This is a genomic window from Streptomyces sp. NPDC020807 (assembly GCF_040641575.1).
GTDB lineage: Bacteria > Actinomycetota > Actinomycetes > Streptomycetales > Streptomycetaceae > Streptomyces.
This window is the reverse complement of sequence record NZ_JBFADU010000012.1, coordinates 150,926-174,120: the sequence shown is the minus strand read 5'-3', so window position 1 is coordinate 174,120 and position 23,195 is coordinate 150,926. Positions and strand designations below refer to the sequence as shown.

Genomic DNA, 23,195 nt, shown 5'->3' with positions numbered 1-23,195 from the left:
AGGTCGTCCCACATGAACCAGAAGCGGTCCTGACCGGGGGTACCGAAGAGGTACAGGATCAGGTCCTGGTCCAGCGTGATGCGGCCGAAGTCCATCGCCACCGTGGTGGTGGTCTTGCCGCCGGTGTGGGTCAGGTCGTCGATGCCCGCGGAAGCGGAGGTCATGACGGCCTCGGTACGCAGCGGGTTGATCTCCGAGACGGCGCCGACGAACGTGGTCTTGCCCACGCCGAAGCCACCCGCCACGACGATCTTCGCGCTGGTGGTCGACCGGCTGGGAGCGCCGGCGCCGCCGTCAGAGCTTGCGAAGTCCACTGAGCACCCTTTCGAGCAGTGTCACGTCCGGCGTGCCGCCGGTCTCTCCGTTGCCCGGCTGGTGGATGGCCACCATGCCGGCCTCTGCCAGGTCGGCGACGAGGATCCGCGCGACGCCGAGCGGCATCGACAGCAGGGCCGAGACCTCGGCCACCGACTTGACCTCGCGGCACAGGTGGCAGATCCGCTGGTGCTCGGGCAGCAGCGTGGCGAGGTGCGCGGGGTCGGCCGTGGTGCTGACCAGGGCCTCGATGGCGAGCTGGTAGCGCGGCCGGGTCCGGCCGCCGGTCATCGCGTAGGGACGAACCAGCGGCTGGTCGCCCTCATGTCCGTACTCGTCGACTGAGGCGCCGTACGGATCGTGAGAGGCGGGGGGCGGGGTCATGAATCCTCCGGGCGTGACAGCGAACTTCCGCCGTCGGATGGGGCCGGTGGGGGGCCGGTTGGGGCGGCCGGACGATGAACGGGCCAGGGCGGTACGGAGGGGCGTACCGCCCTGTCGGGCAGGTGCGGTGAGCCGGCACCGGGTCACGGGTCGGCTCGGGCCTGGCCTAGTGGAGCAGGCTGCCCTGGAGCTCCGCGCGGAGGTCCGGGGTGAGGACGCTGCCGGCCCGGTCGACCAGCAGCGCCATCTCGTAGCCCACGAGGCCGATGTCGCACTCGGGGTGGGCGAGTACGGCCAACGAGGACCCGTCGGAGACCGACATGAGGAAGAGGAAGCCGCGCTCCATCTCCACCACGGTCTGGGCGACGGGGCCGCCCTCGAAGATCCGGGACGCCCCCGCGGTCAGCGAGGTCAGTCCGGACGCGACCGCGGCGAGCTGGTCCGCGCGGTCGCGGGGGAATCCTTCGGACATGGCCAGCAGGAGTCCGTCGGCGGAGACCACCACCGTGTGCGACACCCCGGGGGTGTTGTCCACGAAGTTGGTGATCAACCAGTTCAGATTCTGCGCCGCCTGGCTCATCGCGTTCAACTAGCGCTCCTGCTGGTGGTTCGGACCGAGGTGGTGGTTCCCCGTGGTCGAGTTGCCGGCCTGTCGGCCCTGCTGGATGCCGCGGCGCAGGTTGGTGAGCCGGCCGCGTACGTCGTCGGGTGCACGCGAGACCTGGGGGCCGGCGCTGTGCGCCTGCTCCGTGGCGGTCCCGGGTACGAGGTTGGCCTTCGGCACGCGCCGGGGGAGGCCGGAGGTGGTGACGCCGCCGGCCGCGGGCTTGCGCACCCGCTCGGCCTGACGCACCAGCTCGTCGTTGGGCGAGGTCCGCCAGGTGGCGGCGCCACCCTGGGGCGCCTGGCTCTGGGGAGCCTGCTGGGCCTGCTGGGCCTGCGGCGCCTGGGGAGCCACGGGGGCCTGCTGCTGCGCCTGCGGCGCCTGCGGACGGCCCGGCTCCTGGCCCTGCGGGAACCAGTTGGTCTCCAGGGTGTCGTACAGCGGGGTACGGCCGTCGCCCGCGCCACCGGCCGGCGGCAGCGCCTCCGGACGACGGGGCTGCTGGAGCTGCGGCTGACGCGGCTGCTGGGCCGGGCCCGCCTGCTCGTTCGCCGGACGCGGGGCGCCGAAGTCCTCGCCGCCGGTCCGCTGGCGCGGGGGCTGCGGGGCCTGCTGCTGAGCCTGCTGGGCCTGCGGCACGTACGGCTGACGGCCGAACTGCTGCTGCTGACCGCCCTGGTAGCCCTGCGCCTGCGGAGCCTGCTGCTGCGCACCGAAGTCGGGGCGCGGGAACTGGCCGGTGGAGCCGGGACCCTGCTGCGCACCGAAGTCGGGGCGCGGGAACTGGCCCGTGGAGCCGGGACCCTGCGGGGCGCCGAAGTCGGGACGCGGGAACTGGCCCGTGGAACCCGGGCCCTGCGGAGCGCCGAAGTCGGGACGCGGGAACTGCGACGTCGTCGCCGGGTCCTGCGCACCGCCCGCGTACGCCTGCGGCTGCGGGGCCTGGGGAGCCTGCGGGGCCTGCTGCGGGGCACCGAAGTCCGGACGCGGGAACTGGCCCGTGGAACCGGGGCCCTGCGGGGCCGCCGGAGCCGCGTACCGGCCCGCCGCCTCCGGGTCCTCGTGGCCGCGCGGGGCGTCCAGCGGGGACATCTCCTGCTGCGGGCGGCGCACCGGCTGCTGCGCCGGCTCGCTGCCCCAGCTCACGGTCTGCGGGCGCTGCGGCTGCGGAGTACCGCCCGGCAGCTCCGCGCGCGGGAAGTCGGCGGCGGGCTGCTGACCGGCCTGTGCCGTCGGGGCGGGCTGACGCGCGCCGGGCACGGCCGGACGGCCGGCCTGGGCGCCCTGCCCGTTCGGCTGACCGGGCTGGCCCTGCTGGCCCTGGTTGCCCCACACGTCCGTACGGGACGGGATGGCGCTCGCCGCGCCGCCGATGAGGCCACCGGCACCGGGGCCGGGACGCAGCGGGTCCTGCTGCGGAGCCGGGGCCATGGGGGCCTGCGGCGCCGGCGGGACCTGCGGCAGCTGGCCGGTCTGGTCGAGCTGCGCGTGCTGAGGCTGGGGCTGCTGCGGACGGTTCGGCTGCGGGCCGCCGGCGAGCGGGGCGCCGTCACGGGCGGGCAGCGCGGCACGCGGACCGCCCGTACCCACCTGGGCGCGCCCGGCACCGGCACCGGCACCGAGACGGCCGGCCGCCGAGGACGGGGCACCGCCCGGACGCTGACCGCCCGGACCGCCGGGGCCACCGGCGCCCGGACCGGCGGGAAGCCGGCCACCGGGGGCGGAGGCACCGGGGGGCATCGCGCCCTGGCCGCCCGCGCCCGGCTTGGGCATGGGCTTCTTGTTCCCCTGGGCCACGTCGACCGGGAGCATGACGAGCGCGGTGGTGCCGCCCGAGTCCGAGGGACGCAGCTGGATCCGGATGCCGTGTCGCAGGGACAGGCGGCCGACCACGAACAGACCCATGCGGCGCGAGACCGACACGTCCACGGTGGGCGGCGAGGCGAGCCGCTCGTTGATCGCGGCGAGGTCCTCGGGGGAGAGGCCGATGCCGGTGTCGTGAATCTCGACGAGCACGCGGCCGTCGGGCAGCGCGTGACCGGTGACCCGGACCTTCGTCTGCGGGGAGGAGAACGAGGTGGCGTTCTCGAGCAGCTCGGCGAGGAGGTGCACGAGGTCGTTGACGACGCGGCCGGCGACCTCGGTCGCCGGGACCGCGGCCAGCTCGATCCGCTCGTACTGCTCCACCTCGGAGGCGGCGGCGCGGAGGACGTCGACCAGCGGCACCGGACGCGTCCAGCGACGGCCCGGCTCCTCACCGGCGAGGACGAGGAGGTTCTCGCCGTTCCGGCGCATACGGGTCGCGAGGTGGTCGAGCTTGAACAGCGAGGAGAGCTGGTCGGGGTCGGCCTCGCGGGACTCCAGCTCGGAGATGAGCGAGAGCTGACGCTGGATGAGGCCCTGCGAACGGCGCGAGAGGTTGGTGAACATCGCGTTGACGTTGCCCCGGAGGAGGGCCTGCTCGGAGGCGAGACGCACGGCCTCGCGGTGCACGTCGTCGAAGGCCGCGGCCACCTGGCCGATCTCGTCCCGGGAGTGCACACCGACGGACTCGACGGTGGTGTCGACGTCCTGCGGGTCCGACTCGGAGAGCTGCTTGACGAGCTCGGGCAGCCGGTCCTGGGCGACCTTGGTCGCGGTGTCCTGGAGGCGGCGCAGCGACCGGATCATGGACCGGGCCACGACGAAGGCGCCGATGAGCGAGACGCCGAGGACGAGGAGGATCAGCGCACCGTTGATGATGGCGTCGCGCTGCGCCTCCTGGCGCAGCTCACGGGCCATGCCCTCCATGTCGCCGAGCAGGTCGCGCTCGATGGCGTTCATGGCGTTGATCTTGACGCCGTACTCGTCGGTGAAGTTGAGGTGACCGCGCTCGGAGCCGTTCTGCTTGATGCCCCCCTCCGAACTCAGCACGCGCTCGGCGTACTTGTCGGCGGCGGCGATCGACGGGTTGGCGCCCGCGTTCAGCGACTCGGTGCGGTTGGCGGCGTCCTCACCGGTCGACTCGTAGGTCGTCCGGAAGGCCTTGAGCTCGACGTTCTCACTGGTGAGGGCGGCCTCACCGTAGAGGCGGTCACCGAGGTCGAGGTGGCCCTTGGTCTTGTCGTTCGGGGGGAGCGCCGAGGCGATGATCGCCTGCTGGATGGAGGCGTACTCCTTGGCGGACGAGAAGGCGGCGAGCGCCCGGGTCCGCTTGATCATCTCGGGGTTGCTGGTCGCCTGCGCCATGTCCTGGGAGAGGCTGAGCAGCGAGCGGATGAGACGGCTGTAGGCCTCGACCGTCACCGAGTGGGCGACGCCGTCCTCGTAGGCGGTACGGCGGATCACGCTCAGGTTGGTGACCTGGGAGGCGATCTGGTTGACGTTGTTGCGCAGGTTGCGCAGCGCCTCGTTGCCGTCGGCCGCCGGGATGGCGTTGGTGGCGTCGAGGAAGGCCTTGTACTCGCGGTCCGTGCGCTTGCGCGGGTTGGACACCTGGTAGTCGCTGACGGGCCGGTCGTTGGCGAGGGGACCCGCGGAGAGGTCGCGCTCGGCCTGGAGGGCCTGGGCGAGGTCGGTCGCCTCACGGGTCAGCTTGGTCAGCAGCTGCATGTGGTCGAGCTGCTCGATGTCCTGCAGCGAGTCGTTGATGCGGATGCCGCCCAGGGCGGTGGCCGCGACCACGGGCAGGGTCAGCAGCGCGACGAGGCGCGTGGAGATGCGCCAGTTGCGCAGGGCTATTCGCGAGCCGACCGCGTCCTCGGGCTTCGGCGCGACCGTCACGGACTCGGCGGTCTCGGCGGTCTCGGCCTTCCTGGCGCCTCCGCGCCGGCCGTCACCCGCCTCCGCGGCCGGTGCCTGACGGGGGCCCTGACCCTGGCGGGGGGCGTGCGAGGCCGAGGGACCGCGGTCGGTCCCGGCGCGCGGTTCCTGCTCCGCCGGAGCATCGGCTCGGCCCTGACGGGCCTGGGGAGACCCCGAGCCATCCCTCTTGAAACGTCCCTGCACTAGCGTCGCAACCTCTGGACCAGGCGTCCTTCCGGGTGAACGGAGAGGACGGTGTCGGCGTCATGGGGTCGCGTGGTGCGCCCCAGGGTGGTCGTCGGTGACCGGCGCAGATCCCCCTTCCCCGCCACTCGGCCGGCGCTGCGTTGCGCCCCCTGCGCGCCGGCTTGAAACCTGCGGCGGTGCGTGGAATTCCAGCACAGTGGGGGATCTCCAACAAGGGCCCCGCGTGGCGCCGGAAAGGGAATGACAACCCGTGCCCGGCGCGTCACCCGATGTAGAAGATGATCACGGATCATTCGGACTTTTCCGTCCCAATGGGTGCCCGTGCCCGTGTGTCCCAGTCGCCATGATCAGGAGCGGAATCGCTCGTTCAGTGGGGTAATGTCCGTTTCCGCGTCAGGTGACGACAGTCCGTAATGTCCGAAAAATAGGGCACTTGGTGAGCAAACTCACACGCGGATCGATGCCTGAGCCATGCATTCGAAGGGAATTGCATGTTTAGCCTGACGCTTTACACGATGCTCGCGCGCCCGCAGGGGCGCCCCTCCCGGGACAGGGTCCGAAGAAGCCATGAACGCCACGAAGACCGCGCAGCCCCTCACCACGGCCAACCCGCGCCGCGCCACCCTCGCCCACCTCGAGGACGCCGCCCAGCTCGGCCGCGGTGCCCAGCCCGAGTACGCGGTCCAGCTCCCCGGCAACACGGCCAACCCCCGCCGCACCGTCCTCATGGTCGCCCCGGCCCCGTACGAGCCCCAGCCCTACGCCTCCGCCACCCGCTAGGGGCGTCCCGGCGCCGCTCCGTACCACCGGCGCCGCTCGGCACCACCGCACGGATACTGCCCGTCGGCCGCCCCCGCGCCGCGTTAGCCTGGAGCGTCAGACTCCAGCCAGTACCAAGTGAGGGGCGACAGCACTCGTGCGCATCGCCAGATTCTCCATCGACGGCAATGTGGCCTTCGGCGCGGTCGAGGGCGAGGGATCCGTCGAGTCCGGCGGCCTCGTCCTCGACATCATCAAGGGCATCCCGTACACCGACTTCGAGCTCAGCGGCACCAAGGTCCCGCTGAGCAAGGTGCGACTCCTGCCGCCCGTGCTCCCCAACAAGGTCGTGGCCATCGGCCGCAACTACGCCGAGCACGCCGCCGAACTCGGCAACGAGGTCCCCGACGTCCCCGTCGCCTTCTTCAAGCCCACCACCTCGGTGATCGGCTCCGGCGACGCCATCGAGTACCCCTCCTTCTCCAACGAGCTGCACCACGAGGCCGAACTGGCCGTGGTCATCGGCCGCATGTGCCGCGAGGTGCCCCGCGAGCGCGTGAAGGACGTCATCTTCGGCTACACCTGCGCCAACGACGTCACCGCCCGCGACGCGCAGCAGCGCGAGAAGCAGTGGGCCCGCGCCAAGGGCTTCGACACCTCGTGCCCCCTCGGCCCCTGGGTGGAGACCGACCTCGACCCGAGCGACCTGGCCATCCAGGCGACGGTCAACGGCGAACAGCGCCAGCTGGGTCGTACGAGCGACATGATCCGCTCCATCGAGGACCTGGTCGTCCACATCACCGAGGCCATGACGCTGCTCCCGGGCGACGTCATCCTCACCGGCACCCCCGCCGGGGTCGGCCCCCTCACCGTCGGCGACGAGGTCGCCGTCACCATCGAAGGCATCGGCACTCTCACCAACAAGGTGATCAAGCGTGGCTAACGCGAACTCCCCCAAGCTCTCGAATTCGCTCAAGCAGGGGGCACCCCCTCGCGTCCGTTTCTGTCCCTCGCCGACCGGCAACCCCCACGTGGGCCTGGTCCGCACCGCCCTCTTCAACTGGGCGTTCGCCCGGCACAACCAGGGCACCATGGTCTTCCGCATCGAGGACACCGACGCGGCCCGCGACTCCGAGGAGTCGTACAACCAGCTGCTCGACTCCCTCAAGTGGCTCGGCCTCGACTGGGACGAGGGCCCGGAGGTCGGCGGCCCGCACGCGCCGTACCGCCAGTCGCAGCGGATGGACATCTACAAGGACGTCGCCGACAAGCTGATCGCCGGCGGCCACGCGTACTCCTGCTACTGCACCACCGAGGAGCTCGACGAGCGCCGCGAGGCGGCCCGCGCCGCCGGCCGCCCCTCCGGCTACGACGGCCACTGCCGCGACCTCACCGAGGAGCGGAAGGCGGCGTACGAGGCCGAGGGCCGCGCCCACATCGTCCGCTTCCGGATGCCCGACGAGCCGATCACCTTCACCGACCTCGTCCGCGGCGAGCTCACCTTCACCCCGGAGAACGTGCCGGACTACGGCATCCTCCGTGCGAACGGTGCCCCGCTGTACACGCTGGTCAACCCGGTCGACGACGCCCTCATGGAGATCACCCACGTCCTTCGCGGCGAGGACCTGCTCTCCTCCACCCCCCGCCAGATCGCCCTCTACAAGGCGCTGATCGAGCTGGGCGTCGCCAAGGAGATCCCGGCCTTCGGCCACCTGCCGTACGTCATGGGCGAGGGCAACAAGAAGCTCTCCAAGCGCGACCCGCAGGCCTCCCTCAACCTCTACCGGGAGCGCGGCTTCCTCCCCGAGGGCCTGCTGAACTACCTCTCGCTCCTCGGCTGGTCCTTCTCGGCCGACCAGGACATCTTCACCATCCCCGAGATGGTGGCGAAGTTCGACATCGCCGACGTCAACGCCAACCCGGCGCGCTTCGACCTCAAGAAGGCCGAGTCGATCAACGCCGACCACATCCGGATGCTCGACGTGAAGGCCTTCGCCGAGGCCTGCGAGCCGTGGCTGAAGGCCCCGCACGCCAACTGGGCGCCCGAGGACTTCGACCGCGCCGCCTGGGAGGCCATCGCGCCGCACGCCCAGACCCGCCTGACCGTCCTCTCGGACATCACGGCCAACGTCGACTTCCTCTTCCTCTCCGAGCCGGTCTTCGACCAGGCCTCGTGGGACAAGGCGATGAAGGGCGAGCCCGCCGCGCTCCTCACCACGGCCCGCGAGAAGCTCGTGGACGCCGACTGGAGCGACCCGGAGTCCCTCAAGAACGCGGTCCTGGTCGCCGGCGAGGCCCACGGCCTCAAGCTCGGCAAGGCCCAGGCCCCGGTCCGCGTCGCCGTCACGGGCCGCACGGTCGGCCTGCCGCTCTTCGAGTCGCTGGAGATCCTGGGCAAGGAGAAGACCCTCGCCCGCATCGACGCGGCCCTGGAAAAGCTCGCCGCCTGACTCCTTCCGCGCGGTACGGTCGGTCCATGGCCATCCGCGCGGTGCTCTGGGACGTCGACGACACGATCTTCGACTACGCCCGCGCCGACCGCGTCGGCATGAGCGCACACCTCACGGCCGAGGGCCTGGTGGACGGATTCGCCTCCGTCGACCAGGCCCTCCGTCGTTGGCGGGAGCTCACCGACCTCCACTGGCGCCGCTTCGAGCGCGAGGGCGGCGACTTCCAGGACCAGCGCCGCGAGCGCGTCAGGGACTTCCTCGGCAGCCCCGGGCTCACCACCGCCGAGGCCGACGACTGGTTCGGCCGGTACGTCGCCCACTACGAGGCCGCCTGGGAGCTCTTCCCCGACGCGCTGCCCGTCCTCGACCTCCTGGCCCGTGACTACCGTCACGCCGTCCTGTCGAACTCCAGCATCCACGCCCAGGAACCCAAGCTCCGCGCCCTCGGCGTGCGCGACCGCTTCGAGGCCGTCGTCTGCGCCGCCGAGCTGGGCGTCGCCAAACCCGCCCCCGAGGCCTTCCGGGCCGCCTGTACGGCCCTGGGGCTGCCCCCCGAGCAGGTGGCGTACGTCGGGGACCAGCCCGACATCGACGCGCGCGGCGCGACGGAGGCCGGACTCCTGGGCGTCTGGCTGGACCGCGCCGGCACCGGCGGACGGCCCGAGCTGCGCCGCATCACGGACCTCCACCAGCTCCCCGGAGTGCTGCGGGGGGATACCCGTTTTGGAGCACCGTCCACCTTCGGGTAATGTTCTTTCTGCGCCGAGGGGAACAAGCCGAAAGGCAAGAACCCGCAAAGCGCAAGCGGAGCAAGATCCCCTGGTGGGGATGGCGCCCCGGTGGCCTATGGTGTAATTGGCAGCACGACTGATTCTGGTTCAGTTAGTCTTGGTTCGAGTCCAGGTAGGCCAGCTCGCAGAGCTCATCTGCAAACCTAGTGGATGGCATCCACGAAGCCCCCGTTGTGTAGCGGCCTAGCACGCCGCCCTCTCAAGGCGGTAGCGCCGGTTCGAATCCGGTCGGGGGTACAGATCCTTCCCGCGGGATCACCTGGGTCGCACCCGGTGAACTCGATGCAGGATCGCTAGGGCCCCCGTTGTGTAGCGGCCTAGCACGCCGCCCTCTCAAGGCGGTAGCGCCGGTTCGAATCCGGTCGGGGGTACGACGCTGGTCTAACCACGTATTGGTCTATGGTGTAATTGGCAGCACGACTGATTCTGGTTCAGTTAGTCTTGGTTCGAGTCCAGGTAGACCAGCTCGGATCCGCGGCGGTAACGCTCGTGAGATCCAAAGCCCCCGTTGTGTAGCGGCCTAGCACGCCGCCCTCTCAAGGCGGTAGCGCCGGTTCGAATCCGGTCGGGGGTACTCGATGAAGAAGCCCTTCCCTTCGGGGGAGGGCTTCTTCGCTGTTCCGTACGGACGACGCAGCGGCGACGCGGGCGGCACGCGCGGCCGGCGGCGGGTACAACTCCGGCCCACCGCTGCGGCGTTGAAGCGGTGGGCCGGGGAACGTACAGGTGAACAGGGAGAGGTCAGCCGTTGCGGCGGAGCGCCTCGGAGAGGCGGGCGGCGGCGTCGATGACCGCCTGGGCGTGCATGCGGCCCGGGTGGCGCGTCAGGCGCTCGATCGGTCCGGAGACCGACACGGCGGCCACCACGCGGTTCGACGGGCCGCGCACGGGCGCGGAGACGGACGCGACGCCGGGCTCCCGCTCGCCGATCGACTGGGCCCAGCCGCGGCGTCGCACGCCCGAGAGGGCCGTCGCCGTGAAGCGGGCGCCCTGGAGGCCCCGGTGGAGCCGCTCGGGCTCCTCCCAGGCCATCAGGATCTGCGCCGAGGAGCCGGCCTTCATGGTCAGCGTCGAGCCGACCGGCACCGTGTCGCGCAGGCCCGAGAGCCGCTCGGCCGCCGCCACGCAGATGCGCATGTCGCCCTGCCGGCGGTAGAGCTGGGCACTCTCGCCGGTGACGTCGCGCAGATGCGTCAGAACCGGGCCCGCGGTCGCGAGCAGGCGGTCCTCGCCGGCCGCGGCGGCGAGCTCCGAGAGGCGCGGTCCGAGGATGAACCGGCCCTGCATGTCACGCGCCACCATCCGGTGGTGTTCCAGTGCCACGGCGAGACGATGAGCCGTGGGTCGTGCGAGTCCCGTCGCCGCGACCAGTCCTGCGAGGGTGGCCGGACCGGACTCCAGGGCGCTCAGGACAAGGGCTGCCTTGTCGAGAACGCCTACGCCGCTAGAGTTGTCCATGCAACGATATTCGCGTCTCACTCTGTGAAACGCAAGTTCAATTTTCCGAGGAACCCGTCACTCTGGTGAGGCGGCCGCACAACGGCCCGCGAAACGGGTCTCTAGTTGCGCCGACGCAGACGTCGGCCGGAGGGAAAGCGATGGGTAGGACACTCGCGGAGAAGGTCTGGGACGACCATGTCGTCCGGCGCGCCGAGGGCGAGCCCGACCTCCTCTTCATCGATCTGCACCTGCTGCACGAGGTCACCAGCCCGCAGGCCTTCGACGGCCTCCGGCAGAACGGCCGGCAGGTACGGCGGCTCGACCTCACCATCGCCACCGAGGACCACAACACCCCGACCCTCGACATCGACAAGCCCATCGCGGACCCGGTCTCCCGCGCACAGCTGGAGACCCTGCGGAAGAACTGCGCCGAGTTCGGCGTCCGTCTCCACCCGCTGGGCGACGTCGAGCAGGGTGTCGTCCACGTCGTGGGACCGCAGCTGGGCCTGACCCAGCCGGGCACCACGGTCGTCTGCGGCGACTCGCACACCTCGACGCACGGCGCCTTCGGCGCGCTGGCGTTCGGCATCGGCACCAGCCAGGTCGAGCACGTGCTCGCCACCCAGACGCTGCCGCTGGCCCGCCCGAAGACCATGGCCATCACGGTCGACGGCGAACTGCCGGAGGACGTCACCGCCAAGGACCTGATCCTGGCGATCATCGCCAAGATCGGCACCGGCGGCGGCCAGGGCTACATCCTGGAGTACCGGGGCCCCGCCATCGAGAAGCTCTCGATGGAGGCCCGGATGACCATCTGCAACATGTCGATCGAGGCCGGCGCCCGCGCGGGCATGATCGCCCCCGACGAGACCACCTTCGCCTACCTGAAGGGCCGCGCCCACGCGCCCGAGGGCGAGGACTGGGACGCCGCCGTCGCGTACTGGAAGACGCTGAAGTCCGACGAGGACGCCGTCTTCGACGCCGAGGTCGTCATCGACGGTCCCTCGCTGGCCCCGTTCGTCACCTGGGGCACCAACCCCGGCCAGGGCGCGCCGCTTTCGGCGAACGTCCCCGACCCGGCTTCGTACGAAGACGCTTCGGAGCGCCTCGCCGCCGAAAAGGCCCTGGAGTACATGGGGTTGACCGCCGGCCAGCCGCTGCGCGACATCAGGGTCGACACCGTCTTCGTGGGCTCCTGCACCAACGGCCGCATCGAGGACCTGCGGAACGCCGCCGACCTCCTCAAGGGCCGCCAGGTTGCCGACGGCGTCCGCATGCTGGTCGTCCCCGGCTCGGTCCGCGTCGCCCTGCAGGCCGTCGAAGAGGGCCTGGACAAGGTCTTCAAGGAGGCCGGCGCCGAATGGCGGCACGCGGGCTGCTCGATGTGCCTCGGCATGAACCCCGACCAACTGGCCCCCGGCGAGCGCTCCGCGTCCACCTCGAACCGCAACTTCGAGGGTCGGCAGGGCAAGGGCGGCCGCACGCACCTGGTCTCCCCCCAGGTCGCCGCCGCCACCGCCGTCCTGGGCCACCTGGCCTCCCCGGCCGATCTGTCCGACGTCGCCACCACCGCGGGGGTCTGAGGAACCATGGAAGCTTTCACCACGCACACCGGCCGGGCCGTCCCGCTGCGCCGCAGCAACGTCGACACCGACCAGATCATCCCGGCGCACTGGCTGAAGAAGGTCACCCGCGACGGCTTCGAGGACGGCCTCTTCGAGGCCTGGCGCAAGGACTCCGAGTTCGTCCTCAACCGCCCCGAGCGGCAGGGCGCCACGGTCCTGGTCGCCGGCCCCGACTTCGGCACCGGCTCCTCCCGTGAGCACGCCGTCTGGGCGCTCCAGAACTACGGCTTCCAGGCCGTCATCTCCTCGCGCTTCGCCGACATCTTCCGCGGCAACTCGCTGAAGAACGGCCTGCTGACGGTCGTCCTGCCGCAGGAGACGGTGGACGCGCTCTGGGAGCTGACCGAGGCCGACCCGGCCGCCGAGATCACCGTCGACCTGGAGGCCCGCAAGGTCCTCGCGGCCGGGATCGACGCGGACTTCGAGCTCGACGAGAACGCCCGCTGGCGCCTCCTGAACGGCCTCGACGACATCAGCCTCACCCTTCAGAACGAAGCGGACATCGCGGCTTACGAGGCGGCGAGGCCGTCCTTCAAGCCCCGTACAATTACGGTCTGAGCAGCGCTTTTCCAAGACTGCGCCCCCCACCTCCCGGTGGGGGGCGCAGTCGCTTGTTGGGACCCTGTCGGGCGACAACTCGCCCTAGATGGCACAATCGGTGCATGGAACGCGACAGCCAACTCGAGCTCTACGAGGCAGTCGCCGCCCGATTGAAGGAAGCGCACACAAGAGTGCGCTCACTGCAAGTCCCGGAGGGCGTAAGGATGGCGCTGTCCCGGAAGCTGCTGGTCGTGACGGCCGCGGCGAAGCACGATCTCAAGGACGCGGCCACGCGTCTGGACCGGTTGATGAAGGACCTCGACGAGGGCCGATTCCCAGAGGACGACTGACACCAGGAACTCCGCAACGGCTCTTCTGCGTTGCGGCACTAGGGTGATTAGACCGTTTCGTGTTTGATTTGCGGTATATACATGCCTAACGTGCGAAAAAGCTTGAACACTTTCGTTCTGGCAATGTCTCCGAAGGGGAAGACGTGAACAAGGCGCAGCTCGTAGAAGCGATTGCCGACAAGATGGGCGGTCGTCAGCAGGCCGCCGAAGCCGTCGACCACGTCCTGGACGCCATCGTGCGTGCCGTGGTCGCGGGCGACCGAGTCTCGGTGACGGGCTTCGGCTCGTTCGAGAAGGTCGACCGTCCGGCCCGCTACGCCCGCAACCCGCAGACGGGTGAGCGCGTCCGGGTCAAGAAGACCTCCGTTCCGCGTTTCCGCGCGGGTCAGGGCTTCAAGGACCTGGTCAGCGGCTCGAAGAAGCTCCCCAAGGGCGGCGAGGTCTCCGTCAAGAAGGCCCCCAAGGGCAGCCTGACCGGCGGCGCCTCCGCGACCGTCAAGAAGGCCGCGGCCAAGAAGGCCACCACCGCCAAGAAGGCCGCCGCGAAGAAGGCGACCCCGGCGAAGAAGGTCACGGCCGCCGCCGCCAAGAAGGCGACCCCGGCCAAGAAGACCACCACGGCCGCGGCGAAGAAGACCACCGCCGCCGCGAAGAAGGCCACGACGGCGGCCAAGAAGACCACGACCGCCGCCGCGAAGAAGACCACCACGGCCGCGGCCAAGAAGGCCGTCAAGACCACGGCCAAGAAGACCGCGCCGGCCGCGAAGAAGGCCACGGCGACCAAGGCGCCCGCCAAGAAGACGACGGCGCGCAAGACGACCGCCAAGAAGACCGCCGCCAAGAAGTAGTCGCGAGCGGTACGACCAGCCCCCGCCGGGCCGGGCTCCTCACCGAGGAGCCCGGCCCGCGGCCGTCGTACGGGGCCGGTGGCCGGCTCAGAAGGTCTGGAGCGTCACCAGGGTGATCCGCAGGCCGGCGCCCGACGTGCCCGGTTCCGCCTCGATCCGTACCCGCTGGCCGGGACGGAGCAGCCGCAGGCCGCCCGCGTCGAAGGCATCCGCCCCGAACTCCACCGGGGTGCCGTCGTCGAGCAGCACACTTCCGCTGCGGGTCTCGGAGTCGTACGTGAACGCGGTCGCCTGCATGGACCGCAGCCTATCCGGCCGCCGGAGGCCACCGGGCGGCCGTCCGCGGACCGAGCCCGAGCGCCCGAGCCGCCGCCAGATCGTCCCCGGTGTCCACGTCCCTGCGCACGGAATCCACCCCGGTCAGCCGCATTTCCACGGCACCCGACGACAAATGCCGAAGCCTCGACGGGCCCCCGAATGCCGGTTCCAATTCCACCCCCGGACCGGCCGAGAGGAATGTCGTACCTATTTCGGCGGCATCCGCGAGAAATGCCCGGGGAAATCCCGCCGCCCGCTCCAGGACCCGGGCGAGCTCCGCCGCCCGCAGCGCCGGAAGGTCCGCGTTGAGCGCCGCCACCCGCGCCCGCGGCCGTACGCCCCGCACGGCGCCGACCCCGTGCGCGAGCGCCGCGTTGAGCCCCGCCGCCGGGGCGTCCGGAACGATCCGCGCCCCCAGCGACGCCAGCGCCCGGCCCGCCACCGGGTCGTCCGTGACGACCACCACATCCCGTACCCGCGCGCAGTTCAGGACCGCGGCCACCGTGTCCTCGGCGAACGCCAGGGCGAGCCGGGGCCGCAGCCCGGCGCCCGCCGCCGCGGCCAGTCGGCTCTTCGCCAGGGCAAGGGGCTTCAGGGGCACGACCAGGGACCAGCCGTCGTCCGCATCGCTCTTCATCGCCGACCATTCTGTCCCGCCCACGCGGTCCTCCCCAGGCCCCGGGGCGTACCGTGTCCTCGACAGCCCAGGAGCATGGGGCGAGACTTGACCCCCTGCCAGCCAGTCCCGGAGAAAGGTGTCCGAGTGCCCCGCCGCAGAATCGGCTTCTGGTACCGCCTCGCGGCGGTCATCGCCAAACCCCCCCTGGTGGTTCTGTTCAAGCGGGACTGGCGCGGCATGGAGCACATTCCGGCCGACGGCGGATTCATCACCGCGGTCAACCACAACTCCTACCTGGACCCGCTGTCCTACGCGCACTACCAGTACAACACCGGCCGCGTCCCGCGCCTGCTCGCCAAGGCGGGCCTCTTCAAGAGCCCCTTCGTCGGCATGATGCTGCGCAACACCGGCCAGATCCCCGTCTACCGCGAGACCACCAACGCGCTCGACGCCTTCCGCGCCGCCGTCCAGGCCATCGAGGACGGCGAGTGCGTCGCCTTCTACCCCGAGGGCACCCTGACCCGGGACCCCGACATGTGGCCCATGGCCGGCAAGACCGGCGCCGCCCGCGTCGCGCTCCTCACCAAGGCCCCCGTCATCCCGGTGGCCCAGTGGGGCGCCAACCTCGCGATGCCGCCGTACGCCAAGGAGAACAAGCTCAGCCTGTTCCCCCGCAAGACGCTGACCGTCATGGCCGGCCCGCCCGTCGACCTCTCCCGCTTCGAGGGCCTGGAACCGACCCCCGAGGTGCTCCGCGAGGTCACCGAGACCATCATGGCCGCCATCACCGCGCTCCTGGAGGAGATCCGCGGCGAGAAGGCGCCCGACGAGCCGTACGACCACCGCAGGGCCCGCCTCGAACAGCGGCGCAAGGCCTCCGAGGGAGGCACCGCAGCATGACCAAGGCAGCCGTCTTCGGCAACGGATCCTGGGGCACCGCCTTCGCCATGGTGCTCGCCGACGCGGGCTGCGAGGTGAGCCTCTGGGGCCGCCGCGCGGAGCTCGCGAAGGAGATCAACGCGACCCGCACCAACCCCGACTACCTCCCGGGCGTCGAACTCCCGGCGGCGATCACGGCCACCTCGGACCCCGCGGAGGCCGCGGCCGACGCCGACTTCACCGTCCTCGTCGTCCCCTCCCAGACCCTGCGCGGCAACCTCGCCGCCTGGAAGCCGCTGCTCGCCCCCGACACCGTCCTCGTCTCCCTCATGAAGGGCGTCGAACTCGGCACCGCCGAGCGGATGAGCGAGGTCGTCATGGAGGTCGCGGACGTCCCCGCCGAGCGCGTGGCCGTCCTCACCGGCCCCAACCTGGCCCTGGAGATCGCCGCCCGGCAGCCCGCCGCCGCCGTCGTCGCCTGCGTCGACGAGTCGGTCGCCCAGCGGGTCCAGGCCGCCTGCATCACCCCGTACTTCCGCCCGTACACGCACACCGACGTCGTCGGCTGCGAGCTCGGCGGCGCGGTCAAGAACGTCATCGGCCTCGCCGTCGGCATCGCCAACGGCATGGGCCTCGGCGACAACTCCAAGGCCACGCTCATCACCCGCGGCCTCGCCGAGACCACCCGCCTCGGCCTCGCCATGGGCGCCGACCCGCTCACCTTCTCCGGCCTCGCCGGCCTCGGCGACCTCGTCGCCACCTGCTCCTCGCCGCTCTCCCGGAACAACACCTTCGGCACCAACCTGGGCCGCGGGATGACCCTGGAGGAGACCATCGCGGCCACGAAGCAGACCGCCGAGGGCGTCAAGTCCTGCGAGTCCGTGCTCGATCTGGCCCGCCGCCACGGCGTCGACATGCCGATCACCGAGACGGTGGTCTCCATCGTCCACGAGGGCAAGCCGCCGGTCGTCGCGCTCCGGGAACTGATGTCCCGCAGCGCCAAGTCCGAACGCCGCTGACCACGCCCGTACGGTCCTGAGGACCGCCCCGCTGAGCCGTACGCGCGCGGCCCCAGCGGGGCGCTCAGGAGTTCGGGAGCCGCAAGGTACGCTCAACGCGATATGAGCGAGAACACCCAGAGCCCCCGCAAGCCGCGCGTCGCCGTCGTCTTCGGCGGTCGCAGCTCCGAGCACGCCATCTCCGTCGTCACGGCCGGCGCCGTCCTGAGCGCCATCGACCGGGACAAGTACGACGTGCTGCCCATCGGCATCACGACGGACGGGCGCTGGGCGCTCACCGCCGACGCCCCCGAGCGCATGGCCATCGCCGACCGCGCCCTGCCGAACGTCGCCGACCTGGCCGAGTCGGACGAGGGCGGCGTCGTCCTCTCCGTCGACCCCGCCAACCGCGAGGTCGTCCTCAGCGAGCCCGGCTCCGTGCCGAAGGCCCTCGGCGAGGTCGACGTCGTCTTCCCGATGCTCCACGGCCCGTACGGCGAGGACGGCACCCTCCAGGGCCTCCTGGAGCTCTCCGGCGTCCCCTACGTCGGCGCGGGCGTCCTCGCCTCCGCCGTCGGCCAGGACAAGGAGTACATGAAGCGCGTCTTCGTCTCCTTCGGCCTGCCCGTCGGCCCGTACGAGGTCATCCGGCCGCGCGAGTGGGAGCAGAACCCCGCCGCCGCCCGCAAGAAGATCGTCGAGTTCGCCGCCGACCACGGCTGGCCGCTCTTCGTGAAGCCGGCCCGCGGCGGCTCCTCCATGGGCATCACCAAGGTCGACGACCTCTCCGGCCTCGACGAGGCCATCGAGGAGGCCCGTCGTCACGACCCGAAGATCCTCGTCGAGTCGCTGCTGCGCGGCCGCGAGATCGAGGTCGGCGTCCTGGAGTTCGAGGACGGCCCGCGCGCCAGCCTCCCGGCCGAGATCCCGCCGGTCACGAACCACGACTTCTACGACTTCGAGGCCAAGTACATCGACTCGGCCTCCGGCATCGTGCCCGCGCCGATCGGCGACGAGGCCACCGCCGAGGTCCAGCGCCTCGCCGTCGAGGCCTTCGAGGCCGTCTCCTGCGAGGGCCTCGTCCGCGCCGACTTCTTCCTCACGGAGGACGGCGGGTTCGTCATCAACGAGATCAACACGATGCCGGGCTTCACGCCCATCTCGATGTACCCGCGGATGTGGGAGGCGAGCGGCGTCGGCTACTCCGAGCTCGTCGACCGGCTCATCCAGGCCGCGCTGAACCGCTCCACCGGCCTGCGCTAGAGCGGAACCGCCCCCGGGCCGCCCCCGCGCCTGTCAGAGGCTCGGGGGCACCGCCTTCTTCACCGGCGCGGCCAGATCCGCGAGGGGCGTGGCGTCGTGGGCGTACCGCTCGTCGAGCGTCACCTCGACGTACGTCTTCCGGTACGTCGAGGTGAAACGCGGTCCGCCGCCCTCCGTGCGCTCCAGCATCCAGTTGACGCCGTTCGCCTCCACGGCCTGCGCCTTCGGATCGCTCATCTTTTCGGGCCGGGGGACCCCGCAGCGCAGTACGATCGCACCGTCACCCCACCCGGCGGTCAGCTCGGAACCGGGCTCCGGATCGCCGCGTTCCAGCCCCGCCACGGTGTCGGGCAGCTCCTCGTCCAGTGCCTGGCAGAGGGCGGCCTCCGCCGCCGGGGGACGGGGAACCGCGACGGTCGCCCCGGCGTCCGACGAGGAGCAGCCGGTGACGGTCAGCAGCAGCACGGCCGCCGCGGCGGCGGGCAGGCCGAAAGGCCGGTGGGAAGACATCACCGGCCAAGGGTAGACGGGGGCTACAGATGAACGACCGGGCAGGTGAGGGTGCGCGTGATGCCGTCCACTTGCTGGACCTTGGCGACCACCATGCGGCCCAGCTCGTCGACGGTGTCCGCCTGAGCGCGCACGATCACGTCGTACGGTCCGGTCACGTCCTCGGCCTGGAGCACCCCCGGGATCTTGGAGATGGTCTCGGCGACGATCGACGCCTTGCCCACCTCGGTCTGGATGAGGATGTACGCCTGTACCACGGAACCTCCAGGGCGACCACGAGGATCTTGTGGGAGAAAGAGACGCCACGGTACCGCGTCGCCGCGGGCCGCGGGGAGACCCGCGTGTCCCGGGGCACTCGCGTGGTGGCGCACGCACGACAGAAGTTGACGGTCTACTTGACGGTACCCAGCACGGTGACGGCCCGCGACCCGCGGCGCGCGCAGACGCGCCCCCGCACGCCGGCCGGCACGAAGACACGAGGTGAGACGCGGTGAAGGGCACAGTCGGAGAGCTCGGCGAGTTCGGGCTCATCAGGGAGCTCACGTCCCGGCTCACCTCCACCCCGGCGGTACGGATCGGACCCGGCGACGACGCCGCGGTCGTCTCCGCCCCCGACCGGCGCGTGGTGGCCAGCACGGACGTCCTCCTCGAAGGACGTCACTTCCGCCGCGACTGGTCGACGGCGTACGACGTCGGCCGCAAGGCCGCCGCGCAGAACCTCGCCGACATCGCCGCCATGGGCGCGGTCCCCACCGCGCTCCTCCTCGGCCTCGTCGTCCCCGCCGAACTCCCCGTCACCTGGCCCACCGAACTCATGGACGGCCTGCGCGACGAATGTCAGGTCGCGGGCGCGGCGGTGGTCGGCGGCGACGTCGTCCGCGGCGACACCATCACCATCGCCATCACCGCCCTCGGCGACCTCCGCAACCACGACCCGGTCACCCGGGGCGGCGCCCAGCCCGGCGACGTCGTCGCCTACACCGGCTGGCTCGGCTGGTCCGCCGCCGGGTACGCGGTCCTCTCCCGGGGCTTCCGCTCGCCGCGCGCCTTCGTCGAGGCCCACCGCAGGCCCGAACCGCCGTACCACGCGGGCCCCGCCGCCGCCGGACTCGGCGCCACCGCCATGTGCGACGTCAGCGACGGCCTCATCGCCGACCTCGGCCACATCGCCGAGGCCAGCAAGGTCCGCATCGACCTGCGCTCCGGCCTCATCGACATCCCCACGCAGATGAACGACATCGGCCAGGCCGTCGGCGTCGACCCCATGCAGTGGGTGCTCACCGGGGGAGAGGACCACGCCATCGTGGCCACCTTCCCGCCGGACGTGAAGCTCCCCGCCCGCTGGAAGGTCATCGGCGAGGTCGTCCACCCCTCCGCGCTCCCGCAGGTCACCGTCGACGGCGCGCCCTGGCACAGCGTGGGCGGCTGGGACCACTTCGGGGAGACCGAGTGAGTCCCGCGCCGCCCCTGGTGCTGACCGTCGCCGGATCCGACTCCGGCGGCGGCGCGGGCATCCAGGCCGACCTGAAGACGATGCTCGCCCTCGGCGTCCACGGCATGAGCGTGGTCACCGCCGTCACCGCGCAGAACTCCCGGGGCGTCCAGGGCGCGTGGGAGCTGCCGGAGGAGGCCGTGCGGGCCCAGTACCGGGCCGTCGTCGACGACATCGGCGTCCAGGCCGTGAAGACGGGCATGCTCTCCTCCGCCCGGCTCGTCGAGACCGTCGCCGAACTCCTCGCCGGCACGGACGCGCCGGTCGTCGTCGACCCCGTCGGCGTCTCCAAGCACGGCGACTCCCTGCTCGCCGCCTCGGCCCTCGACTCCGTGCGGACGAGGCTGCTGCCGACCGCGACCGTCGCCACGCCCAACCTCGACGAGGTGGCGCAGCTCACGGACGTCCACGTCGTGTACGAGGCCGACATGCGGGTCGCGGCCGAGGCGATCCTCTCGTACGGGCCGCGATGGGCCCTCATCAAGGGCGGGCACCTGCCCACGGGGCCGGACGAGGCCGTCGACCTGCTCACCGACGGCACCGAGGAGCACTGGCTCCGCGCCCCCCGGTACGACAACCGGCACACGCACGGCACGGGATGCACGCTCGCCTCGGCGATCGCCGCCGGGCTCGCGCGGGGGCTGGCCGTGCCGGAGGCCGTGCGGCAGGCGAAGGAGTACGTGACGGGGGCCGTCGCCGCGGGCTTCCCGCTCGGCGCGGGCATCGGCCCCGTGGACCACGGCTGGCGCCACAGGACCTGAGCGGTCGCGCGCCCGAACGCACGAGGGCCCGTACGCGTAGTCGCGTACGGGCCCTCAGTGACCGACCCCGGGCAAGGCAAAAGGCCGGTTCACCTAGGTGAACCGGCCTTTCAAGGCAACCGCAGGGGCTGCGCTACGACAGAACTCGCGTCGCAATTAGCGCGAGACCTTGCCGGCCTTGATGCACGAGGTGCAGACGTTGAGCCGCTTCGGCGTCCGACCGACCACGGCACGCACGCGCTGGATGTTCGGGTTCCAGCGACGGGGCGTACGGCGGTGCGAGTGCGAAATGTTGTTGCCGAAGCCCGGCCCCTTGCCGCAGACGTCGCAGTTGGCAGCCACGGGTCACTCCAAAGACTTCAGAATTACAGTGAAATCCGGCGCACCGGAATCAGGAGTCTGAAGTGGCTTGCCGGGGAACGGCCCGGTGTGAACCGGGCAACCGAAGCAGCATACAACGCCTGCTTCGGTGGAACGAAACTACCACGGTCTCCGACAAGATCGCCCCGGACCCAGGTCACGAGCAGGACACTCCCGGTCTACTCTGCGGGGAGCTCACCGCCGAAGGAGGCCCCTGTTGTCGCGAGCCCTTCAGCCCGACGAGGAGCTCGTCGAGCTCGACGCCGAGGCGCTGCGGACCTGGTCCGCGCGGGCGGTCGACGCCCTCGGCCGGGAGCGCGAGGAGATCGACGCGATCAACGTCTACCCGGTCGCGGACGGGGACACGGGCACCAACCTGTACCTGACGGCCGAGGCCGCGCGGGACGCCGTCGAGGCCGTCTTCGCCGCCTCCGCGCCCGACGCCGCCGAGACCGTAAGGGCCATGGCGCACGGCGCCCTGCTCGGCGCCCGGGGCAACTCCGGGACCATCCTCGCCCAGCTTCTGCGGGGCATGGCCGGCGTCCTCGCCGAGGGGGGTGACGGTCATCACCTCGCCCGCGCCCTCGCGGCGGCCGCCGCGTCCGCCCGGGAGGCCGTCGCCCACCCCGTCGAGGGCACGATCCTCACCGTCGCGACCGCCGCCGCGCGGGCCTGCGCGGGGGGAGGCCGCCTCGTGGACGCGGCGAGAAACGCCCACGACGGGGCCAGGGAGGCCCTGGTGGCCACCCCCGTCCAACTGGACGTCCTCGCCCGCGCCGGGGTCGTGGACGCCGGAGGACGCGGCCTGGTGGCGGTCCTGCGCGCGCTCCTGGAGACCGTGACGGGCGAGGAGCCCGCCGGCCCGGGGGAGCTGCCCCACGGCGTCTCCGCCGCCGGGGACCCGACCCCCGTGGACTGCGCGACCGCCGGCGGACCCGCGTACGAGGTGATCTACCTCCTGGAGGCCGAGGACGCAGCCGTGGACCTGCTCAGGTCCCGGCTCGACGCCCTGGGGGAGTCCCTCGTCGTCGTCGGCGGCGACGGACTGTGGAACGTCCACGTCCACACCGACGACGCGGGCGGCGCCGTCGAGGCCGGCATCGAGGCGGGACGCCCGCACCGGATCCGCGTCACCCACTTCGCGAGCACCGCCCCCGCCGCGCCCGGCGCCCCCGCCGCGCCGGACGCGGCCGCGGACGAGCGCGGCGAACGCGTCCAGCGCGCCGTCGTCGCCGTCGTGCCCGGCGAGGGCCTCGCCGGACTCTGCGCCGAGGCCGGCGCGACCACCGTCCAGAACCGCCCCGGCGAACCGCCCGCCGGGGACGAACTCCTCGACGCGATCCGCCGGGCGTACGCGCACGAGGTCGTCCTCCTGCCCAACGACACCGAGCTGCGCCAGTCGGCCGCCGCCGCGGCCGAACAGGCCAGGGCGGAGGGCATCCGCGTCGCCCTCATCCCCACCCGCGCCGCCGTCCAGGGCATCGCCGCCCTCGCCGTCCACGAACCCGACCGCCGCTTCGACGAGGACGTCGTCGCCATGACGGCCGCTGCGGGAGCCACCCGCTACGCCGAACTCGCCGTCGCCGAACGGCAGTCCTTCACCTCCGCCGGCGTCTGCCAGGCCGGCGACGTCCTCGGCCTCATCGAGGGCGACGTCGCCGTCATCGGCCAGGACCTCACCGACACCGCCCGCACCGTCCTCGACCGGATGCTCTCGGCGGGCGGCGAACTCGTCACGCTGATCGTCGCCGACGACACCCCGCCCGGCCTCGCCACCGCCCTCGAAAGCCACGTCCGGCGCGGCTACCTGGCCGTCGACACCACCACGTACCACGCCGGAGAAGGGGCGCCACCGCTGCTCATCGGTGTGGAGTGAGGCGCGACTGTCAGTCGCGTGGT

Annotated in this window: 24 protein-coding genes and 5 tRNA genes; 19 read left to right on the top strand and 10 right to left on the bottom strand. The window is 71.7% G+C overall.

The window, feature by feature from the left end; translation table 11 throughout:
* The 4 genes from AB0G79_RS19765 to AB0G79_RS19750 form a co-directional block, all read right to left on the bottom strand.
* Positions 1–314: ATP/GTP-binding protein (locus tag AB0G79_RS19765; RefSeq protein ID WP_360808056.1), on the bottom strand; the 314-nt coding region annotated here is incomplete at its 3' end.
* Positions 295–699: a DUF742 domain-containing protein gene (locus AB0G79_RS19760; protein WP_017235980.1), complete on the bottom strand. Its 405-nt coding sequence runs from the start codon at positions 697–699 to the stop codon at positions 295–297. The genes AB0G79_RS19760 and AB0G79_RS19765, both read right to left, overlap by 20 nt.
* 166 nt (positions 700–865) lie before the next feature.
* Positions 866–1,279, bottom strand: a complete 414-nt coding sequence (locus AB0G79_RS19755; RefSeq protein ID WP_030496942.1) for a roadblock/LC7 domain-containing protein — start codon at positions 1,277–1,279, stop codon at positions 866–868.
* 9 nt (positions 1,280–1,288) lie between these two features.
* Positions 1,289–5,290 (bottom strand): nitrate- and nitrite sensing domain-containing protein, encoded by a 4,002-nt coding sequence (locus tag AB0G79_RS19750; RefSeq protein WP_360808054.1) that lies wholly within the window; start codon positions 5,288–5,290, stop codon positions 1,289–1,291.
* Between the two features lie 570 nt (positions 5,291–5,860).
* On the opposite strand from AB0G79_RS19750, the gene AB0G79_RS19745 reads away from it, so the two are divergent.
* From AB0G79_RS19745 to AB0G79_RS19705, 9 genes are all read left to right on the top strand, one after another.
* Positions 5,861–6,073 carry a hypothetical protein gene (locus AB0G79_RS19745; RefSeq protein ID WP_360808052.1) on the top strand — a complete coding sequence of 71 codons (213 nt, stop codon included), beginning with the start codon at positions 5,861–5,863 and terminating at the stop codon, positions 6,071–6,073.
* Positions 6,074–6,209: 136 nt separating this feature from the next.
* Complete coding sequence (locus AB0G79_RS19740) at positions 6,210–6,995, top strand: fumarylacetoacetate hydrolase family protein (RefSeq protein WP_360808050.1); 786 nt, start codon at positions 6,210–6,212, stop codon at positions 6,993–6,995.
* On the top strand, positions 6,988–8,502 hold the full coding sequence (gltX, locus tag AB0G79_RS19735; RefSeq protein WP_360808048.1) for a glutamate--tRNA ligase: 1,515 nt from the start codon (positions 6,988–6,990) through the stop codon (positions 8,500–8,502). Before AB0G79_RS19740 ends, gltX begins: the two co-directional genes overlap by 8 nt.
* Before the next feature lie 26 nt (positions 8,503–8,528).
* Positions 8,529–9,251 (top strand): HAD family hydrolase, encoded by a 723-nt coding sequence (locus AB0G79_RS19730; protein ID WP_360808046.1) that lies wholly within the window; start codon positions 8,529–8,531, stop codon positions 9,249–9,251.
* A gap of 91 nt (positions 9,252–9,342) precedes the next feature.
* Positions 9,343–9,414 (top strand) — tRNA-Gln (locus AB0G79_RS19725).
* A 43-nt stretch (positions 9,415–9,457) separates the two neighbouring features.
* Positions 9,458–9,530, top strand: a tRNA-Glu gene (locus AB0G79_RS19720).
* 61 nt (positions 9,531–9,591) lie between these two features.
* Positions 9,592–9,664 (top strand) — tRNA-Glu (locus AB0G79_RS19715).
* A gap of 22 nt (positions 9,665–9,686) precedes the next feature.
* Positions 9,687–9,758: transfer RNA gene (locus tag AB0G79_RS19710), tRNA-Gln, on the top strand.
* 36 nt (positions 9,759–9,794) lie between these two features.
* A tRNA-Glu gene (locus AB0G79_RS19705) sits at positions 9,795–9,867 on the top strand.
* Between the two features lie 167 nt (positions 9,868–10,034).
* Here AB0G79_RS19705 and ndgR read toward each other — a convergent pair.
* A complete protein-coding gene (ndgR, locus tag AB0G79_RS19700; RefSeq protein ID WP_017235973.1) occupies positions 10,035–10,751 on the bottom strand; it encodes an IclR family transcriptional regulator NdgR in 717 nt (238 codons plus the stop codon).
* Positions 10,752–10,891: 140 nt separating this feature from the next.
* On the opposite strand from ndgR, the gene leuC reads away from it, so the two are divergent.
* The 4 genes from leuC (at position 10,892) to AB0G79_RS19680 (ending at position 14,096) form a co-directional block, all read left to right on the top strand.
* A complete protein-coding gene (gene leuC / locus AB0G79_RS19695; RefSeq protein ID WP_360808044.1) occupies positions 10,892–12,316 on the top strand; it encodes a 3-isopropylmalate dehydratase large subunit in 1,425 nt (474 codons plus the stop codon).
* Between the two features lie 6 nt (positions 12,317–12,322).
* Positions 12,323–12,916 carry a 3-isopropylmalate dehydratase small subunit gene (gene leuD / locus AB0G79_RS19690; RefSeq protein ID WP_360808042.1) on the top strand — a complete coding sequence of 198 codons (594 nt, stop codon included), beginning with the start codon at positions 12,323–12,325 and terminating at the stop codon, positions 12,914–12,916.
* 104 nt (positions 12,917–13,020) lie between these two features.
* On the top strand, positions 13,021–13,248 hold the full coding sequence (locus AB0G79_RS19685) for a hypothetical protein (protein ID WP_015036430.1): 228 nt from the start codon (positions 13,021–13,023) through the stop codon (positions 13,246–13,248).
* Between the two features lie 143 nt (positions 13,249–13,391).
* Positions 13,392–14,096, top strand: coding sequence for an HU family DNA-binding protein (locus AB0G79_RS19680; RefSeq protein WP_360808040.1), 705 nt, complete (start codon positions 13,392–13,394; stop codon positions 14,094–14,096).
* Positions 14,097–14,183: 87 nt separating this feature from the next.
* Here AB0G79_RS19680 and AB0G79_RS19675 read toward each other — a convergent pair whose 3' ends face one another.
* Positions 14,184–14,393 (bottom strand): hypothetical protein, encoded by a 210-nt coding sequence (locus AB0G79_RS19675; RefSeq protein WP_360808038.1) that lies wholly within the window; start codon positions 14,391–14,393, stop codon positions 14,184–14,186.
* A gap of 10 nt (positions 14,394–14,403) precedes the next feature.
* On the bottom strand, positions 14,404–15,051 hold the full coding sequence (gene cofC / locus AB0G79_RS19670) for a 2-phospho-L-lactate guanylyltransferase (protein WP_360808037.1): 648 nt from the start codon (positions 15,049–15,051) through the stop codon (positions 14,404–14,406).
* 126 nt (positions 15,052–15,177) lie between these two features.
* On the opposite strand from cofC, the gene AB0G79_RS19665 reads away from it, so the two are divergent.
* From AB0G79_RS19665 to AB0G79_RS19655, 3 genes are all read left to right on the top strand, one after another.
* Entirely contained in the window at positions 15,178–15,933 is a 756-nt protein-coding gene (locus tag AB0G79_RS19665) for a lysophospholipid acyltransferase family protein (RefSeq protein ID WP_360808035.1), read from the top strand.
* On the top strand, positions 15,930–16,931 hold the full coding sequence (locus AB0G79_RS19660; RefSeq protein ID WP_360808033.1) for an NAD(P)H-dependent glycerol-3-phosphate dehydrogenase: 1,002 nt from the start codon (positions 15,930–15,932) through the stop codon (positions 16,929–16,931). The genes AB0G79_RS19665 and AB0G79_RS19660 overlap by 4 nt, the downstream gene beginning before the upstream one ends.
* A gap of 102 nt (positions 16,932–17,033) precedes the next feature.
* A complete protein-coding gene (locus AB0G79_RS19655; RefSeq protein ID WP_360808031.1) occupies positions 17,034–18,173 on the top strand; it encodes a D-alanine--D-alanine ligase family protein in 1,140 nt (379 codons plus the stop codon).
* 33 nt (positions 18,174–18,206) lie between these two features.
* Here the strand turns inward: AB0G79_RS19655 and AB0G79_RS19650 are convergent, their stop codons facing one another.
* Together AB0G79_RS19650 and AB0G79_RS19645 are read right to left on the bottom strand one after the other, a co-directional pair.
* Positions 18,207–18,683 (bottom strand): DUF3515 domain-containing protein, encoded by a 477-nt coding sequence (locus tag AB0G79_RS19650; RefSeq protein WP_360808068.1) that lies wholly within the window; start codon positions 18,681–18,683, stop codon positions 18,207–18,209.
* Between the two features lie 23 nt (positions 18,684–18,706).
* Positions 18,707–18,940 carry an Lrp/AsnC ligand binding domain-containing protein gene (locus AB0G79_RS19645; RefSeq protein WP_360808029.1) on the bottom strand — a complete coding sequence of 78 codons (234 nt, stop codon included), beginning with the start codon at positions 18,938–18,940 and terminating at the stop codon, positions 18,707–18,709.
* A 233-nt stretch (positions 18,941–19,173) separates the two neighbouring features.
* Between AB0G79_RS19645 and AB0G79_RS19640 the strand changes: the two genes are divergently transcribed.
* Together AB0G79_RS19640 and thiD are read left to right on the top strand one after the other, a co-directional pair.
* Positions 19,174–20,136: a thiamine-phosphate kinase gene (locus AB0G79_RS19640; RefSeq protein ID WP_360808027.1), complete on the top strand. Its 963-nt coding sequence runs from the start codon at positions 19,174–19,176 to the stop codon at positions 20,134–20,136.
* A complete protein-coding gene (gene thiD / locus AB0G79_RS19635) occupies positions 20,133–20,936 on the top strand; it encodes a bifunctional hydroxymethylpyrimidine kinase/phosphomethylpyrimidine kinase (RefSeq protein ID WP_360808025.1) in 804 nt (267 codons plus the stop codon). The genes AB0G79_RS19640 and thiD overlap by 4 nt, the downstream gene beginning before the upstream one ends.
* A 156-nt stretch (positions 20,937–21,092) precedes the next feature.
* On the opposite strand, the gene rpmB is transcribed toward thiD, so the two are convergent.
* Positions 21,093–21,278 carry a 50S ribosomal protein L28 gene (gene rpmB, locus AB0G79_RS19630; protein WP_015036441.1) on the bottom strand — a complete coding sequence of 62 codons (186 nt, stop codon included), beginning with the start codon at positions 21,276–21,278 and terminating at the stop codon, positions 21,093–21,095.
* Positions 21,279–21,513: 235 nt separating this feature from the next.
* Between rpmB and AB0G79_RS19625 the strand changes: the two genes are divergently transcribed.
* A complete protein-coding gene (locus AB0G79_RS19625) occupies positions 21,514–23,172 on the top strand; it encodes a DAK2 domain-containing protein (RefSeq protein WP_360808023.1) in 1,659 nt (552 codons plus the stop codon).
* The last annotated feature ends 23 nt before the right edge of the window (positions 23,173–23,195 follow it).